The organism is Candidatus Borrarchaeum sp., from assembly GCF_019058535.1.
In the GTDB taxonomy this organism is placed as follows: domain Archaea; phylum Asgardarchaeota; class Sifarchaeia; order Borrarchaeales; family Borrarchaeaceae; genus Borrarchaeum; species Borrarchaeum weybense.
The window spans coordinates 1-16,870 of record NZ_JAHPYX010000210.1 but is presented as its reverse complement, the minus strand read 5'-3'; the positions used below and the strand labels follow the sequence as shown (position 1 = coordinate 16,870).

The following is a 16,870-nucleotide window of genomic DNA, read 5'->3' as shown; positions in this document are numbered from 1 at the left end:
TAACTAGGCATTGAATACGCCCAGGTGAATTCATACCAACCAGGATAGCCTAGAGTTGCCAAGAACGATGATGCGTTGATGAAATCGAAGCCAAAGACAAGATATGTAATGTAGTAAATTGGCCAAACGAGAATACCGAAGATCACAACCGCACCTATCATTGCATAGAGATGTGTTCTAGTTCCTTTAACTTCACCTGCGCACCAAGCGTTACCGCTGTAGCCTAAGGTTCCTAAAAAGATATGCAGCGTTCCTAAGAATGTTGCAAGGAATATTGGAGTTGCTATGAAGCCATTCGGGACCTGTGCTAGAGCAGCAGTCTCAACAGCAGCTACTGTAGTTCCAGATCTCGCGTCAAAACCAGCTACGAAACCAGTGTGTCCTGCGCCTAAAATCGTTGCAAAATAGGCGATAATAGCAACAACAGTCACTGCAAAGATAACATAAGAGGCGCGAATGACCCATTTAGACCCCCCATAGACTACCAGAGTTCCAATCGAAATAAGAACAAAGGTTATTGCAAATCCAACAAAAGGATCATACATTAGCGCCGCCATATTTATCCAATATGTAGCTTGTGATGCACTTGGTGCAACTACTGCCAACGCAGAGAACCATGGAGCAAGCCCATAAATAGGCACCCAGCCCACTACAGAGCCAATCCATGACCAAAGCACCGCAGAGAAATAAAAGTTAACAAGAAATCCCACCGAAGGATGAATTGTCCTTCCAACGAATACATATTCACCGCCTGTACGTGGCATTGACATTGTAAATAAACCATACATAACTGCAATTGCTAAACTAGCTGGTATAACCAACAAAGCACTTATTGGTAGTTGTGCGCCAGGGAATAGACCTGCAGCAAATGGTAGTTCAATGAATGCAAACAGAAATCCCATGAAAACGACGTTCATCAGCACTGCTTCAACACCTGAAATGTTTTTTACTAAGCCCGATGCTGTTCTAAGAAAAACTTTATCTTCGCCCAATTGTTTTTTCTCCATTTGATTTTTAGACTTAAGTTCAGTTTCTAAGCTATTAGTCAATAAGTAATATATAAATTCTTACATTTCTGTCATGCCCAATATTTCAAATACAATCTAAACGCTTTACAAAATTAATTATAACTTATACTTAGCAAATAATAAAAATTGCAAAAATATTAATCGATTATCTGATTAAAATGTGGCATCTAAAGCCATAGTAGCTACTCCTAACTCAAGCGAGTCGTGAATTAAATTTTTACTTGTGAGTTTTTTGAGTGCCTTACTAGTTAGACCTAGCGGGATCCCAGGAGCAACAACAAATGTATCTTCTTTTATCATATCTTCAGAAATAATGTCTGGCACTGGAGTTGCATCAACTATCAAATTTGCATACCGCAATCCTTCTTTGATTGAGTGAACAATATGAACGCGATCTTTAAATTTACGTTTGGCATATCCAATCTTTACTTTATCAATATCATATAGAACCACATTAGCGCATCTATCAAGTAATTCAATCGTAGCAGCTTGTCCTACGGGACCATATCCTATGATAAAAACAGTTTTACTTTTTATTCCCTTCACTGCGAGATCCAATGCTGCGATATAAGCCTTTCCTGTACATGCAGAATTTTCAGAAACATAACGAGTTCTGAGATTAACTGCAATAAAATGATTATCATCCGCAGCGAATAAAACGTCTGCTTGTTTAGATATCGCTTCAGCGAAACCTCCAACGTCTTTTTTCTTGGTTATATAGGTATCTAAACCGATATGGGTTAATATGGCTAATATTGCATCAGTAAAACCTAGTATTGTGCCTTTTCCAGCAGTTATAGGTATTATTGCTGCAGTTTTCTTACTTAAAACTGAGGTGATATCATTTCTAATGTTAAGAGTATGTTTTGCAATTCCTAATAAAGAATGTTCAGTTTTTTTAATCAGCTCTTGTTCATAGTTTTGTAAATCTATTGGGATATTTTTCACTTGTTCAGGAGTGAGGCGTGTCATATTCTTCCACTTATTTAATTAGGCTTTTAGTCAATATAGTTTGTAAGTTTAAACTCTGACATAATTTCACTAATTACCGCAACCATTTTCTTTTTTGCCTCTTCTAGAGTTTTATCTCTGACAATTAGTGTTGCAACACGTTTTCCATCAGCATTATTGTTGCTAAAAAAGTTCGTAATGGCCTCATCTGCACCGAAAAATCCTAGTTTATGTGTTAGATTTTTAGCATCGGTCAGAATATGCTCGCCCTGAACCTTCAATGAATGGTCAACAATGCAAACATGTTGATATACGACTCCCTTTTCAAAACCAACTTTATTCGATGACAAAGTGTTTTCAAGGAATATATTTGCAAGTTCCTTGACGATATTTATGCCAGTAGAGTGAAAAACGACAGTAGGTGTTTGACTGGGTAATCTTGCATTTATTTCATTAGTTTTTAGTGAGTTAGAAGGAGAAACTATACTTTGCACGTCTGTAAGTCCATGCAAGTTAAGACCTTTTGCGATTTTCAAACCAGTTTCGATAAATTTATTCTTAACATGATTCGAAAGAACTGTTGGCGCTGTTACTCTTTTACATCCATAAGATTCATCAAATTCCAAATCTGTAACTTGAAATGGTATCGAGTTTCCATTCTTTGCAAGAACTTCTAAAGAAACCGCAAGTCCTTCGACAAATTCTTCCACGATAACTTCGTGATCAATTTGTCTTACTTCATTTATAATGTGAGGTAATTGTGATGGTGTTGACACCTTAAAGATACTAATACTGCCACTCAAACGAGCAGGTTTTACTATTAGAGGAAATGTTGCATCAGGCCAAGGCTTCGGAACAGCAACGTGTTGACTTGTTAAAAAGTTTTTGGAGCGAGTCTTATTAGATGTTACCCAAAAAGCGTTAGTGTCTTGTAAAAAGTGTATCAGTCCCTTGCACGTCTTTTCCAGAAAAACAAGCGTTTTCATATTTTCAGTAGTTGGTAAAACTGCATCTACTGTTTTACAAATCTTCTTAAAGAGATTTTCTTGCTTTATCACGTCAAAAACATAATTTTCATCAACAATAGTAGAGGCAGGAGTATTAGGTTCTCTATCAATTAATATTGTAGTTATATCCGCCTTTTTCGCAAGATAGGCTGCTTCAAGTCCCTGTAAACGTCCACCTATCAAGGCTAACCTCAAAATGATGACCTCAAGATAATCGTTTTCTTTGTTGGATGAATTCAATGTATTGATGTGTAGATGCTAGTTTTAATCCTATACTGTCTAAGTACGGTTTAATAGTTTGAATGCTTCTAATTCCTTGATTAATTCCCAGATTAGCTGCTGCTACACCCAATAATCCTGATGTTTTTGGGATGAGGGAGGTGATCACATTAGCCCCCACCAATAGACGTAATTGAAGCCCCTTTAAACCATCAATATCGAAAGAAGCCGGAATAAGTTTGTCTGGGCAAATTAAACGCAGAAGTGCAATAGACTTCATTTCCTCCAAGATTGGAGGCGAGATGTTTTGCTCCATTGGAGTTCCTTGTTGCGGTACAAATCCCATTACACGTACTTGATCTGCTCCAATATCCTTGATGGTGAAAAACGAATTAATTCGATCTTCTTCTGATTCTCCTACACCTAGAAGAATACCCTCTTCTATTAATAAGCCCATTTCCTTAGCGAAAATTTTTGATTTCATCCGTTCGTCATAATCTTGATTAATACGCAATTTTGCGAAAAGTGCACGATTGTGTGTTTCTTGGTAAAGAGCATACCATTCTGCAATTTCAGCAATTTTCCTTAAAACATGTTTAGGGACAACTCCAGGAGAGACCATTAGTGGTAATTCTGTAGCCTCTTTCACAGTAGATAAAGCAGAAAGCAAACCTGAATAATTTGGCTTGAAAAAAAGTGGATCCTCTCCTGATGTCATATCGATTAAATGCACACCAGATTCTTTCAATTTTTCTGCTTGACTAATAATTTCCTCAGGAGTTTTTCTGTAGCGTAGACATTTAGAATTTAGCTTCCTAAAATAGCAGAAACTGCAGGAATTTTTGCAATATGTTGTAAAATAGATGAATCCATAAGCAAATACTTTATTTTCAAAATATCTTACACGGAGTTCATTAGCTGCAGAAAACAATGCAAAGATATCATTTGGATGGCTTGTTTTTAGTAAATAAAGAGCATTCCGTCTATTCAGTTCTTCACCGTTTAATACTTCTCTTAAAATTTCATAGATCTTTGGGTCCTTTGGACTTGATTCAAAGGAGCTGAAAAAACTTTCCATTTGAAGCCATCCTTAATGAGGAAGAAGATAAAAGGTTTTTTCTAGACTTTTATTAAATGCCACTTAAAGTAATTTACTCGGGATTACAAAAAAAGAAGTTTTTAGAGTTTATATATGCGCCTTGTGTTTTCTGATAAGATAAGCTTCGCGAATTTATACGCCTCATCTTCATTGATAGCCCCAAATTCGATAAATTGTGATAGTACACGAGCTAATGCCTTTTTCGCAATTTTTGCTCCTAACCAATAAAGTTCAGGGGTATTAAATGCATCGCTACCAATCATAACTTTTGTTAGGGGTGCAAATTCTAAGGTTCTCATTAAATTCGTTGTAGATCCAGCACTCGTAAATGGAAACATCACTGATAATTCAAGATAGACGTTAGGGAGTATATTCAGCAGATTTGTAGCCTCAGAGACATAGGGAAACCCTGCATGCGCTAAGATAATCTTTGCATGTCTTATTTTTTTGTCTCTTAAGAACTTAAATAGGCAAACTGGATTACATTGATCCACCAGTGTATCCACATCTCCAATGCCAGTATGAAACTGAAAGGGAAGATCTAATTTGATACATTTCTCCACTGTTCGCCATATCAGAAAATCACGAAGATTTTTTAGTCCCCATCGCTCAACTTCTGGAGATTTATCCTGATGATACTTGATAAAATCGTTTCTAGCATCAGACTCATCTGGATTTCTTATGTTTAGCCCAGTACGATATGCAACAATCGATTTAAATCCGCGAGAATTGTATTTAGTAATTGCTGTATTCATTTCATTATCATAGTTAACAAGAAATTCATCAAAATCTGAAGAAACAAGAAGTGCATTCTTAATCAGATTTTCAATTCGACTAAATCGTACAACTTGGATAGGTACTAATTGTTCGAATTCTGACCATTCTATTGTTTTAAGAGGTTTATCCACGGCGATCTCAGAAAACCCATCATCAATAATCAGCGCCTCAAGGCGTGCATCTGTAAACAACTCGATTAAATAGCTTCTAAAATCTACTGCTTTTTGATTTCTTATGTTAATTATAGTATCTAAATCATCAGCACAATTAAAAAACTGTGCAAGTTCATGTAACATCTGTCTGTAAAAAAGAGCATGTTTCGCATGGTATTGAAGTTCCTGTAAAGTTTGTGCGACTCTATATTTTTGATCCAGTTCAACTTTTTCCTTATTTGAAGCTTTGTTGTATTCTTCAAGAATTGATGTCGAAATTAAAAAATCTGGATAAAAAGATCCGAAATTTATGTCTTGGGCGAAATTTTCTGCAGTAAGAGTCTTGCTTATATCTTCTCTAAAAACATGACAATGTGTATCAATAACGGGATATTCAGATAAATCCAGCAAAAGAACCCCTCTCTATTGTTAGGTAAAAAAACATAACAAGTTGGTTCTTTTTAAAAAATATTCGGTCGATTAACATTCTGCCTTTAGAAGCAATTATTCTATTTTTAACTTAGGAAAAAAAGAAGTGAGATTGTAGAGAAAAAACTCTTAAGTTGTTGTGTTGCACTCTATGGGGTCTCCATCGTTGTATTTTCAGTACTATGCAAAACTATCTATGATTTCATTCGTAGAATTTATTTTTGCGTTATAGATATCCTCAAGATATTTTAGACCTTGTTCGTGTTCTTCTTTAGTGAATGTTCCTGTCCCATCAGAAGCAATTACGATTTTGTATCCTCTAAAGAATGCACCAGCCGCAGTATGGCGATCACATATATTAGTATGCATCCCAGTTATGATTACGGTATCAGAATGCAGATCTCGCAATAATGAATCGAGTCCGGTCTCAAAAAATCCGCTATATGTCCTCTTTTCAATGATATAATCGTTTGGTGTTGGATCAAGCTCGGGAATGACTTCTGCACCCTTTGAACCTTTCATTGCATGTGGACCCCATTTTTTTAGTTCACTGTCATACTGAAGATGCGCATCATTGCAGTAAACTACTGGCAAATCATGTTCTCTTGCAGCATTGAGAAGCTTTTGTATCGAAGGGATGATTTCTTGAGCTGTATCGCATCTTAATTCACCAGTTACAAAATCATTTAGCATGTCTATAACTAAAATGGCGGGTTTCATTTCTCTTTAAATACCTCCTTTTTATTTAGAGAAGTAAATGTCATTATATGCTATTAGCTACATCGCTAGAGGCAAAAAATGGTGAAAAATCGAAAAATATGGCAAAAAATACCGCAATCAATGTTCGCATTAAATATAAATATATAATTCTTATCACGGTAAGCAAATCAATTTATTGTATCTTCCTTGAGTGGAAAACTATGAGACGATTCAATTATTGTGATGAAAACGAAATACTTGATGGACGAGCAACTGATGCGTATTTTTTGAGGACTTTTGAAGTTCTTAAGGCTAAACGTATTGACAAAAGGGTAGTTATGGAAGCCATGATTAAAGGCTTTCCTGATAAAGACTACAACTTCGGTGTTTTTTCGGGAATTCAAGAAGTTATCAATTTGTTAAGTTATGTCGCTGAGAATGTAGCAGAATCTAACTCTTTAAATGTCTGGGCAATGCAAGATGGTGAGATATTCTTTCCAAATGAACCTGTTCTTCGAATTGAAGGAAGATATACTGATTTCGGCATATATGAAACCGCCATTTTAGGGTTCATTTCTTATGCTTCTGGTATTGCAACAAAAGCTGTTAGGTCTCGAATTGTTGCCAATGACAAACTTGTTTTTAGTTTTGGGACCAGAAGACTTCATCCAAGTGTAGCACCAGTAATAGAACGCGCTTGTTATGCTGGAGGATTTGATGCTGTGTCCAGTATTGTTGGAGCAGAATATATGGGTAAGAACGCAGTAGGGACAATGCCACATGCATTAATGTTACTTTTTGGCAACTCAGCGGATGCGTTTCATGCTTTTAATGAGGTATTACCAAAAGAAGTCCCAAGAATTGCTCTCGTTGATACATACGGATCCCCAAAGGAAGAAACATTACTTGCCCTCGAATGCATGGGTCCAAACCTTTATGGCGTACGGGTTGATAGTGGAAATCTACTCAAAGTTGGAAAGGAATTGCGCTGGGAGTTGGATATTCGAGGAAGAGAAGATGTAAAATTATTTGCGAGTGGTGGATTAGACGAGTATGAAGTTAAGAGACTTGCAGAGGTTTACGATGGATTTGGTATAGGCACTAAAGTAGCCAATGCTCCCGTTATGGATTTTGCATTGAAAATCGTAGAAGTAGATGGAATACCAAGAGCAAAAGTAGGAAATTATAGTGGAGCAAAGGATGTTTATCGATTGAAAAACGAATTTCGCGACCTCGTTGTTCCCAAGGGTAAGGAAATAACAAATGGGTATAAACCTTTACTTCACCAAGTCATAAGAGATGGGAAGGTAATAAAAGCCTTTGAATCCGTAGATGATGCCAGAGAAAGAGTGCTTTCTCAGATTAAGAGGCTTCCTGACGATTTAAAAAGCTTGTACAAAAAAGATGGCGATAGAGTAAAGTTTTTTTCATAGCTATATTCTTTTTTGGGAACAACAATGTTGGGACAAATTATGTTTCAAAATTCACGAGAGAACTGTATACCTTCTTCTTGTATAGGTTTTAAAGCAAAGTTAAACGAGATTTATTTGATGAGATAGATGTATTGACGTGTATCTCTTAATGAACTAGTTTTTATGATTAGATCATTTTTCAGTAGATAGTTTATACTAGATCGAACAGTTCTGGCAGGGAGCATAGTCATTTCGATAATCTCTTTTTGTGTTAAGCGACCTTCATATTTAAGAAGTGTGTGAATAAATTTAGCTGAAGGTGGAGCTGTTTTAGGCATTAAATCTATTGTTTCGTATTTCTTTCGTAATTTTTGAAAGATCTTTGAATTAACTTCCCTTTCGAGTCGAATGAAGTGTGCTGGAACTTCAGCCTTTGTTATGTTTATGATATCAGCATTCAAATCAACTCTTATTCTTCCATCAACAATTGCCTGACATTTTGATGAACTAGAGATATCTTTGATTGTTATCGTGCTCAAATTATTTACAATGAATGGTTTATGTGTTTGTTTTAAAGAACAAATAGGCACAATTACAAATACATTTGCCCCTTCCGATACAATAGGTCCTCCAGCTGAAAGTGCATAACCCGTTGATCCAGAGGGTGTTGAAATGATCACTCCATCAGCAGAATCACGCCATATCAACTCGTCATCAATTATTAAAGCATATCTAATAACTGTAGCACTCATTTTGGCATTTACTGTCAATTCGTTAAGAGAGAATGGCAGATATTCACCATTTATTTCTATAGCCAATCGTGTGCGTTCTTCTACCAAATAATTCTCTTTTTCGATCTCTAGTATGCTTTTTTCGAAGTTTTTGATATCAATTTCTGCTAAGAACCCAATATCCCCAAAACTAATACCTAAAACAGGAAGTTGATTTCTATCTAACTCTCTAAAAGTTTTGAGGATGGTTGCAGCCCCTCCAATAGATAAAACGCAATCTGCTGTCATTTGATTTAATGGGCGTTCATCAAGATCGATATTTAGTAATTTTGGGAGTCCTTCTTCTAATTCAATACTATGCTTCCTTTTTCTTAGAAATGCAATAATATCTTTAACATAATCGAGAATAAGAGCCTCATTCGAAGCACAGCTAATCCCAAATTTCATAATATAATTCTATGATATATCATTTTAAAAAGAGTTGCCTTTATTGACTGTTGCTTAAGCAATTGTAATGTTTTCAAAAGCTATATTTCTGGCTTCAATAGCTGTATAAGAGAGATATTCATCAAGCCAGGATGAAGCCACCAGCACTTTTACAATTGAATATCCATATTTTTTAGCGAAGTTGATATAATCATCAAGAGTGATTTTCTCACCTTTTTCAACCTTGTAGAATGTCTCTTTTTCAAAGTCTAGCATGATCTTCGTGGCTTCCTCTTCGGATAATAAATCGGTTGAATGTTCATTTAAAATTTTTTGTGGCCTTCTTCCTTGACTTATATTGAGAATCCTTTGCTTAACTAATTCCTGCTGTTCGTTTTCGGGTTCTGGTTTAAGGTGTAGATAAATTTGTTTGCATTGCCGTTGGATGATTTCTTCAACTGTATTGGTAAAAAGGACTATCATCTTTTCTAACCCCTCTACATAAACCTTAACTAATCCGGAAAGATTTGGATATGCATCGTAGATCATTTTCTTTAAATATTGAATCTGAGAAATCATTAAAATCACCATAAGAAGCTCTCGTTCTTCAGGGCAGGGTTACTTAGTTGCTTCTCATCACTAATTGTTTTGAGAGCAGTATCTTGTGTTAAAAAAACTATATAAAGTCATCATTTTTTTAAAAAGCAGCCAATAGATAAAAACGATCATAGTGAGCTAGATATCTAATCGCCATCCGTTTAAATAACTTAGGCTACGACTAATACGCTTTATATTCTTGAAGTTTTCTTTTAACAGTATCAATCGTTCAATTCCCACTCCAATGCCAGCCCATGGTTCATAAACATTCCAATTTTTGTCTAGTGGATGAGGACCTATGGCGGCAGATGCTATTTCAACTCCTTCAATTGAGACGTCGATTGTTGTTCCATAAACTAACGAATCAACTTGATGTACCTTATATTCCTTTAACCCAACATTTTTCATAATTAGATCAATCATATAATTGATTCGTTTTTCAGGCTCTAATATGTCTCCATATTCAACAAGATTCATCATTGTGAATTCTTCAAGATGTTGTTGTCCTGTAGTTTCCTTTCTGAAACATTGTCCGATCTCGAATATTTTCACTGGATTTACGAACTTCCTTAGTTGACTCATTAAATGATAAAGACCTGGAGCCAACATGGGACGTAGACAACGTGATTCATCGAGCCAAAAAATTTGTTTCCAAAGAGAATGGTTCTCTTTAATTTCCATACGTTTGATAAAACTCTTTGAAATGATCACTGGTGTCAATACCTCAACAAATCCTTCAGAAATTGCAGCTTTTTCAAGTGCTTGCTCAATGCGTTTCAATTCGGGTTTTTTAAACATTAAAAAATTCATTAGGTTTTCACGGTGATATTTTTCAAGTGATGTTGATATTTCCTGAAAACGCTTGTCACGTTCGCTTTTCGTTTCAAAACTAAGTAAAAAAAATTCATCAGGAGCATCTAATTCCTTTAACCGTTGTTGTTGTGTTTTTGAAAAAATAAATGCCATTTGATTCTCTCTCTTAAAAATTATTTAAATTTGCGTAAGAATTTAGAGAGCCTCCAGTTTTGAATGTCACATGTCTTGCAAATCTTTCTAGCCCATCCTCTTCTTAACCATCGTGCAGCGCGGCTTCTTCTTGAATTTCGTGTTAAAATAGACTTATTACAAACTGTCTCTATTTTAAGATAAGATCCTGCTATTGAAACATTCTTAACTCCATGAAGTGTTCCGCTTCTTGAAGTCCACAATTTGATCTTTTGTAAGAGTTCATTGAGAGGTGGTCGCTTTTCTCGAGCTAATTTTATAGTCAAAAACTTTCCTCCAACAAGCGAAGGCCCCGGGAGTTGAACCCGGCTACAAGGGCTTAGGACCCCTGCGGTCTTTCCGACCGGCCTCCATAATAATTAATACTGACTCTAAGTCCCCTTCATTAGAGAAAGGTATTGTTATTCACAGAAATTCTCCTTTAGCGATCATTTGCACTTGGCCCCCTACATATACGTTTATTTTCTTGTTTTCTGTTTCTTCTGCGTTTAAGAATAGCAATGAGGGTCTTCCTATCTCATATCCTTGTTCTGCTCTGATATCAATTTTGTTCTGTCCGTAATATCGATGTTTTACTAGATATGCAGCTAAGCAGCCTGCAGCACTTCCTGTGGCAGGATCTTCAGGAACGCCGTAATAATAGGCAAACATCCTGACATGAACGTGATTTTCTTCGTACTGAGTCTCGGGGCAAAAGACATGTACAGCTTTAGCTTGTGTTTTTTTAATCAAACGGAAATATTCCTCCGTATTGACATTAATTCGTTTTATTGACTTAAGTGTCCGTATTGGAACTATAATGAATGGAACTCCAGTCGACACTTCTTGGATGGGAAATCGATTATCTATTTCGTTACTGTCGATATTAAGGACTGTTGATAGTGCATTAATAGACAATTCTGATCCAAAAGTCGGTTCCTTTTGTTTCATCACTAAATTGTCCAATTCTCCATTTTTATAATGGAGATCGATAGGAATTTGACCAACTTTCAGATTCAAATTCACTAATTCAATAGGTTGCTTGATGATCTCTCTTTGGATAATATAGGCAGTGCCTAAAGTAGGATGTCCTGCAAACGGCACCTCACTTGCAGGTGTGAATATTCTTACATCATAACCATTGTTTTCAGGTATATCTGATAAAATGAATGTCGTCTCTGAAAAATGCATTTCTTTTGCGATAAGCTGCATCTCTTCATCAGAAAACTTATATCCATCCCTAAAAACCGCTAATTGGTTTCCTGTGTACTTTTTCTCTGCAAAGACATCTACAATATAGAATTGGTGTCCTTTCATTTTGATCCTCTCCTATTCGAATATTTACTTAAAGTAATTTTTATATATTTCATAAATATGAGGTAACGTCCAATATATGAGGTAACGTCCAATTACGAAGAATAGTGTATCAAAAATGTGGCACTCTATTAAATCGTTTCATAACGCATTACTCAAAAGCATTCGCTTCAAACTTTTCATAGCCGTTTATATTATATACCAACTCGGAATTGGATGGGGCGTCCATCAAATGGACGAATGGGCTCATTACATAATGATCATCGCCCTCGTTGAAGATAACACCTTTATAGTTACCAAGTATGTACACTATATTTATTTTACAGTTGGTTTTTATGAGGGAAATTATTATGTCGCCAAAGCACCAGGATTAAGTTTTTTGGGAATTCCAATTTATATGCTTCTAAAAATTCTAGATGGATATGTGAGTTTTCCGAATCATTATCAATATATTTTGATCTCTTTCGTAGCAGTAATTTCAGCCTTAACAGTTGTTTTGGTACATGATGTCTGCCGCTTGCTAAATTGTAGTGAAAGAACAAGTATATTAACTGCTATTCTTAGTGCATTTGGTATAGCTTGGACTCACTCTAAGAGATTTGAGGATGGGTCGGTATCTCCGTTTTTTTTACTTATGGGCATTTATCTGTTAATGAAAGTAACCCGTAACCAGCTGCCAGAGAAGGAAGAAATGAAGTATCTTGCTTTTGCTGGTGTTTCAATAGGATATGCCCTTTTGGTAGAATATACAAATGTTATCCTGTTAGTACCCATTATTTCATATGTAATTTTCACATACAAAGCTAAAATATTTGGACACAAATTAAGGCAAGTTCTTTGCCTTTTTTCACCAATCGTCGCAATGGGATTAGTTATTCTTGGTCTCAATCAAATATTGTTTGATTCTCCGTTCTCAACTGCATATACATACCATACTTTTGGACCAGCCACTGAGTTTTCAATCACATATATTCCACAGGGTCTTTTTAAGTTCTTGATTTATAGTGATCTTGGAGGCGGCAGTTTGTTTTTCTATCAACCGCTAATTTTCTTTACCTCCACCTTTGGTTTTTTCAAAATGTATAAATTGTTTAAAAGAGAAACACTGCTCTTTATAGCATCAATTCTGTTGAACATCTTGTTTTTTTCGATGCGTGTAGATTTAGGCGGGGGATTTCATTACATTGGCCCTGGATACATTCATCCTGTTTTGCCATTGCTTATCATTCCCACTGCCCTAACTATTGAAACATTTAATGCAAAAAGCGTTTCTATTTTTCGAAGAAGAATCTTCTGGTCAGTATATCTTGGATTATTCGCTTTTAGTGTTGTGGTTATTGGAGCATGTGTATTGGCGTATAACTTCACGATTTTAAATCTTCCTATTGCATATATTGGGGCATTTGAATTATTGAAAAGCGGATACCTTGATCCGAGGCTTTTGAAACATAGATTTCTTCCATCTATTCTTGTTGGTATATTGTTATATGTAGTTTTTTGGGATCGTCGAGGTACTCTAAAAAGCAGATTACGAAAGATATTTGGCATTAAAAAAAAGAAGAATGAACTCTCATAACCGTATGATACTTCTTTAAATATGAGAGAGCTTAAGTAGTTTTTTCAATCTCTTTTACAACCTCTGAAAATATTTCTAACCCTTTTTCAAGTAATTCTTTTGTTATAGTCAAGGCAGGGATAAAACGTGCAACATTTATCCAGTGACCTCCCTTCCAAACGATTACACCACGTTCAAAGCACTTTGCAACGATTTTCTTCAGAAGATCTTCAGCAGGCTTTTTACTATCTTTGTTCTTAACAAATTCTACCCCTAAAAATAGCCCTTTGCCACGAACATCACCAATGCAATTAACTTCATCTTGTAGATCTTTTAGCAATTCAAGCGCATAATCGCCAAGTTCTGCGGATCTTTTTAGAAGTTGAGTTTCTTCTGTGAATTTAATGGCCGCAGCACCTGCAGCACATCCAAGAACATTTCCTCTAAATGTTCCCATGTGCCCACCTGGACCCCACGCCTCATCGAACTCTTTTTTATACATCATCCCTGCTATTGGGATTCCAATTCCTCCAAGTGATTTCGCCATAGTAATAGCATCTGGTGTAACATCGAAGTGTTCGCAACTCCACCAATATGTACCAGTACGTCCGAATCCGGCTTGAACTTCATCACAAACAAATAGAATATCGTTTTCTTTGCAGAGTCTTGCTAAACCCTGAATAAACTCCTTTGGTGGAATTAGTATACCGCTTTCGCCTTGGATTGGTTCCACAATCATGCCTGCTGGTTGAACGAGACCTGAGTAAGGATCCTTAAAGAGATGTTCGATATATCTCAAACATTCCATATCACATTCTTCTGCTGATTCTTTTCCAAAGGGACAACGATAACAATATGGGTATGGAGCATGAACAATGCCTGGAATTAAGGGCAAGTAGTTCTCTTTGTAACTTTTCTTTGCTGTGGCTGCTAAAGATCCAGATGTTTGCCCATGATATCCACCTTCAAATGTAATTATTCTATAGCCCTTCTTGTTTACTTTAGCTAGTTTTATGGCTGCTTCCACGGCATCAGAACCCGATGGACCACCAAAAATTATCTTTGAATTGCCTTTCATAGATCCTGGCGCAATTCTTGAAAGTGCTTCTAAAATGTCAATACGGGCTTTGGTTGGAATATCTAATGTATGTATAATCTTATCAGCCTGTTTTTTAACTACTTCTAAAACATAGGGGTTTTGATAACCTACATTGCATACAGAAACACCAGCTGAAAAGTCAACATAGACATTTCCATCAACATCCATTAATGTTGCGCCTTTTGCAGCCTCCAGAGCAAATGTATAAGTCAGTGGATAACTAACTACATTAGCATCAAGGAGTTCTTGTTTTTCTAAAATCGCACGAGATTTCGGTCCTGGGATTTCTGTTATGACTTTTGGAGCTCCTTGAAAATGAAGTTCTTTAAATTCATCTTCTATAATATTATTTCCCTCCATGAGCGATTCATTCTATTAATTCAGTTGAAGAGTTTGTACACATAGTATATAGTATTTAAAAAATAATTCGTTGCGTTTGGAAATAAAAAAAATATGAATTTGTGAAAAAGATGAATGAATAGTAACCTATCTGTTGTTCACATCACGCAGAACTTCTTCTAATATATTAAGTCCAATATCCAAAAGTTCTTCTGTAATAACTAGGGGTGGCGCGATTCGAATCGTAGAAACCCCTGCACTAATTATGGCCAGTCCTTTTTTGAAACACTGAAAAATAATTTCTTTTACTTTCTCCTTTGCTGGTTTTTTGGTCTTTCTGTCTTTAACAAGTTCGATGCCTATCATCAATCCTTTTCCTCTTACGTCGCCGATTAGTTCATACTTTTCTTTCATTTCATTAAGTCGTTTTAATGTGTGTCCGCCTAATTTAGCCGCATTATCGAGCAAGTTTTCTTCTTCGATGATATCGAAGGTTGCAATTGCAGCAGCACAAGACACGGGATTACCTCCAAAGGTTGATGCATGAGCACCGGGCTCCCAATCCATGACATCCTCTTTAGCAATAACTGCTCCAAGTGGCAATCCTGAGGCAATACCTTTAGCAATTGCAATAATCTCCGGTGTAACGTTCCAATGCTCAATAGCAAACATTTTACCAGTGCGGGCCATGCCAGATTGAACTTCATCAGAAATGAGTAGCATGTGATATTTAGCCGCTAATTTTCTTAATCGCTGAAAATAGCCTTCAGGTGGAACTATATATCCTCCTTCACCTTGTATTGGTTCAAATATGAAACCGAGCGTTTCTTCAGGTGGCAAATAGGTTTCAAAAACCATTTCGTCGATGAAATCAACGCAATAAAAGTTGCACTCAGGGTATGTTTGTTTGTAAGGACACCGGTAACAGTAGGGATAAGGCACATGAGTGACCCCAGGGACAAGAGGGAAGAAATATCTTCTCTGAACAACTTTTGATCCTGTTACACTAAGTGCGCCCATCGTTCTCCCATGAAATGCTTTAGTGAAAGCAATAATTTGAGGTTTTCTAGTATGCCATTTAGCGACTTTAAGAGATGCTTCAACAGCTTCTGCACCGCTATTCGTGAAAAATATCTTTTTAGGAAAACTCCCAGGAGTATTATTGTACAGTTTTTGTGCAAGTTCTACGCTTTTTTGGTAATAGAAGTCAGTATTGGAGTAATGAATAAGTTTTGTAGCTTGATGTGTAATCGCATTCACTACCTTTGGATGCGAGTGCCCAACATTACATACACAGATTCCTGCGTTAAAATCGATATAAATATTTTCGTCAACATCTTTTATTAGACATCCCTCAGCGGATTCAGCAACGAGGGGATAAAATCGTGCATAAGACGGCGAGATGTATTTATCATCAAGTTCCAGCAACTTTTTTGCCTTAGGACCAGGTGGTGTTACCTTGATATTTGGAATAGTTATGTTCTCTATCAACTCCAGTCACCTCAAATGATTATTACACAAACACATTAAAAAAACCATAGGATTTCATTTCGAACGAAAAGAAGTGGTTTTAGCACTCGATTTTTCGAAAAATGAAGTCTATTCGATATAGAAATTTTTATCTATTCTTGTGAATACACTTGAATTTGATTTCCACATGCGAATTTTTAAATATCCTATTTGTAAAGAAACGAACTACATTTACGATTTGGCAAGGGTATTATAAGCAGCATAGTTAAGTCCTGTAAATTTGGCTTAGAAATTTGGTAGAAGGTGTCATTTAAAATGGCGAATGAAGCCAAGATAATGGAGACAATTGAGAGGGAAAGAATCAAAATAATTCGATTTGTATGGATTGGCAATGATGGAGTCATTCGAGCAAAAGCCTCGACAGCGAAACATCTAAAATCACATGTCAAAAGGGGAATCGGGATAGCTAAAGGCATTCAGTCATTTAATGCATTAGACCATCTAGTACTCGATGGTTCCTTTGGTGCTCCAGCAAAAGAATTTCAAATTTATCCGGATCTACAGACATTTAAGATATTACCT

Annotated in this window: 15 protein-coding genes and 1 pseudogene; 3 read left to right on the top strand and 13 right to left on the bottom strand. The window is 36.2% G+C overall.

All coding sequences use genetic code 11. From position 1 onward, the window contains the following. From QVB70_RS12820 to QVB70_RS12795, 6 genes are all read right to left on the bottom strand, one after another. Positions 1-992 (bottom strand): amino acid permease (locus QVB70_RS12820; RefSeq protein WP_287586885.1); only part of this gene is annotated, 992 nt, incomplete at its 3' end. A 189-nt stretch (positions 993-1,181) separates the two neighbouring features. Next, positions 1,182-2,000 carry a 3-methylornithyl-N6-L-lysine dehydrogenase PylD gene (pylD, locus tag QVB70_RS12815; RefSeq protein ID WP_287586882.1) on the bottom strand — a complete coding sequence of 273 codons (819 nt, stop codon included), beginning with the start codon at positions 1,998-2,000 and terminating at the stop codon, positions 1,182-1,184. Between the two features lie 26 nt (positions 2,001-2,026). Next, complete coding sequence (gene pylC / locus QVB70_RS12810; RefSeq protein WP_287586879.1) at positions 2,027-3,181, bottom strand: 3-methylornithine--L-lysine ligase PylC; 1,155 nt, start codon at positions 3,179-3,181, stop codon at positions 2,027-2,029. A gap of 10 nt (positions 3,182-3,191) precedes the next feature. Beyond that, entirely contained in the window at positions 3,192-4,283 is a 1,092-nt protein-coding gene (pylB, locus tag QVB70_RS12805) for a methylornithine synthase PylB (RefSeq protein ID WP_287586877.1), read from the bottom strand. A gap of 101 nt (positions 4,284-4,384) precedes the next feature. After that, positions 4,385-5,644: an amidohydrolase family protein gene (locus tag QVB70_RS12800; RefSeq protein ID WP_287586874.1), complete on the bottom strand. Its 1,260-nt coding sequence runs from the start codon at positions 5,642-5,644 to the stop codon at positions 4,385-4,387. Between the two features lie 198 nt (positions 5,645-5,842). Next, complete coding sequence (locus QVB70_RS12795) at positions 5,843-6,382, bottom strand: isochorismatase family cysteine hydrolase (protein ID WP_287586873.1); 540 nt, start codon at positions 6,380-6,382, stop codon at positions 5,843-5,845. A gap of 98 nt (positions 6,383-6,480) precedes the next feature. Here QVB70_RS12795 and QVB70_RS12790 point away from each other — a divergent pair, with 98 nt between their 5' ends. Then, complete coding sequence (locus tag QVB70_RS12790) at positions 6,481-7,794, top strand: nicotinate phosphoribosyltransferase (protein WP_287586870.1); 1,314 nt, start codon at positions 6,481-6,483, stop codon at positions 7,792-7,794. A 110-nt stretch (positions 7,795-7,904) separates the two neighbouring features. Here the strand turns inward: QVB70_RS12790 and QVB70_RS12785 are convergent, their stop codons facing one another. From QVB70_RS12785 to QVB70_RS12765, 5 genes are all read right to left on the bottom strand, one after another. Further along, complete coding sequence (locus QVB70_RS12785) at positions 7,905-8,951, bottom strand: NAD(+)/NADH kinase (RefSeq protein WP_287586867.1); 1,047 nt, start codon at positions 8,949-8,951, stop codon at positions 7,905-7,907. Positions 8,952-9,005: 54 nt separating this feature from the next. Then, a complete protein-coding gene (locus QVB70_RS12780; RefSeq protein WP_287586865.1) occupies positions 9,006-9,509 on the bottom strand; it encodes a hypothetical protein in 504 nt (167 codons plus the stop codon). Between the two features lie 156 nt (positions 9,510-9,665). Then, positions 9,666-10,493 carry a pyrrolysine--tRNA(Pyl) ligase large subunit gene (pylSc, locus tag QVB70_RS12775; RefSeq protein ID WP_287586862.1) on the bottom strand — a complete coding sequence of 276 codons (828 nt, stop codon included), beginning with the start codon at positions 10,491-10,493 and terminating at the stop codon, positions 9,666-9,668. 20 nt (positions 10,494-10,513) lie between these two features. Further along, complete coding sequence (pylSn, locus tag QVB70_RS12770) at positions 10,514-10,798, bottom strand: pyrrolysine--tRNA(Pyl) ligase small subunit (RefSeq protein WP_287586859.1); 285 nt, start codon at positions 10,796-10,798, stop codon at positions 10,514-10,516. A gap of 139 nt (positions 10,799-10,937) precedes the next feature. Continuing rightward, the gene (locus tag QVB70_RS12765) at positions 10,938-11,828 is read right to left on the bottom strand and encodes a PhzF family phenazine biosynthesis protein (protein WP_287586856.1); all 891 of its coding nucleotides are present in this window, start codon (positions 11,826-11,828) and stop codon (positions 10,938-10,940) included. Positions 11,829-11,943: 115 nt separating this feature from the next. Between QVB70_RS12765 and QVB70_RS12760 the strand changes: the two genes are divergently transcribed. Beyond that, positions 11,944-13,401 carry a glycosyltransferase family 39 protein gene (locus QVB70_RS12760; RefSeq protein WP_287586854.1) on the top strand — a complete coding sequence of 486 codons (1,458 nt, stop codon included), beginning with the start codon at positions 11,944-11,946 and terminating at the stop codon, positions 13,399-13,401. A 31-nt stretch (positions 13,402-13,432) separates the two neighbouring features. On the opposite strand, the gene QVB70_RS12755 is transcribed toward QVB70_RS12760, so the two are convergent. Further along, positions 13,433-14,839: an aspartate aminotransferase family protein gene (locus tag QVB70_RS12755; RefSeq protein ID WP_287586853.1), complete on the bottom strand. Its 1,407-nt coding sequence runs from the start codon at positions 14,837-14,839 to the stop codon at positions 13,433-13,435. 126 nt (positions 14,840-14,965) lie between these two features. Further along, positions 14,966-16,309 carry an acetyl ornithine aminotransferase family protein gene (locus tag QVB70_RS12750; protein ID WP_287586851.1) on the bottom strand — a complete coding sequence of 448 codons (1,344 nt, stop codon included), beginning with the start codon at positions 16,307-16,309 and terminating at the stop codon, positions 14,966-14,968. A gap of 294 nt (positions 16,310-16,603) precedes the next feature. Between QVB70_RS12750 and QVB70_RS12745 the strand changes: the two are divergent. Next, positions 16,604-16,870: pseudogene (locus tag QVB70_RS12745) on the top strand (hypothetical protein); the annotation flags it as partial.

Excerpts from the sequence above, each read along its gene's own strand:
- pylD (WP_287586882.1), bottom strand. The coding sequence starts at position 2,000 with ATGACACGCCTCACTCCTGAACAAGTGAAAAATATCCCAATAGATTTA.
- pylB (WP_287586877.1), bottom strand. The coding sequence starts at position 4,283 with ATGGAAAGTTTTTTCAGCTCCTTTGAATCAAGTCCAAAGGACCCAAAG.
- QVB70_RS12795 (WP_287586873.1), bottom strand. The coding sequence starts at position 6,382 with ATGAAACCCGCCATTTTAGTTATAGACATGCTAAATGATTTTGTAACT.
- QVB70_RS12790 (WP_287586870.1), top strand. The coding sequence starts at position 6,481 with ATGGCAAAAAATACCGCAATCAATGTTCGCATTAAATATAAATATATA.
- QVB70_RS12785 (WP_287586867.1), bottom strand. The coding sequence starts at position 8,951 with ATGAAATTTGGGATTAGCTGTGCTTCGAATGAGGCTCTTATTCTCGAT.
- QVB70_RS12780 (WP_287586865.1), bottom strand. The coding sequence starts at position 9,509 with ATGATTTCTCAGATTCAATATTTAAAGAAAATGATCTACGATGCATAT.
- pylSc (WP_287586862.1), bottom strand. The coding sequence starts at position 10,493 with ATGGCATTTATTTTTTCAAAAACACAACAACAACGGTTAAAGGAATTA.
- QVB70_RS12765 (WP_287586856.1), bottom strand. The coding sequence starts at position 11,828 with ATGAAAGGACACCAATTCTATATTGTAGATGTCTTTGCAGAGAAAAAG.
- QVB70_RS12760 (WP_287586854.1), top strand. The coding sequence starts at position 11,944 with ATGTGGCACTCTATTAAATCGTTTCATAACGCATTACTCAAAAGCATT.
- QVB70_RS12755 (WP_287586853.1), bottom strand. The coding sequence starts at position 14,839 with ATGGAGGGAAATAATATTATAGAAGATGAATTTAAAGAACTTCATTTT.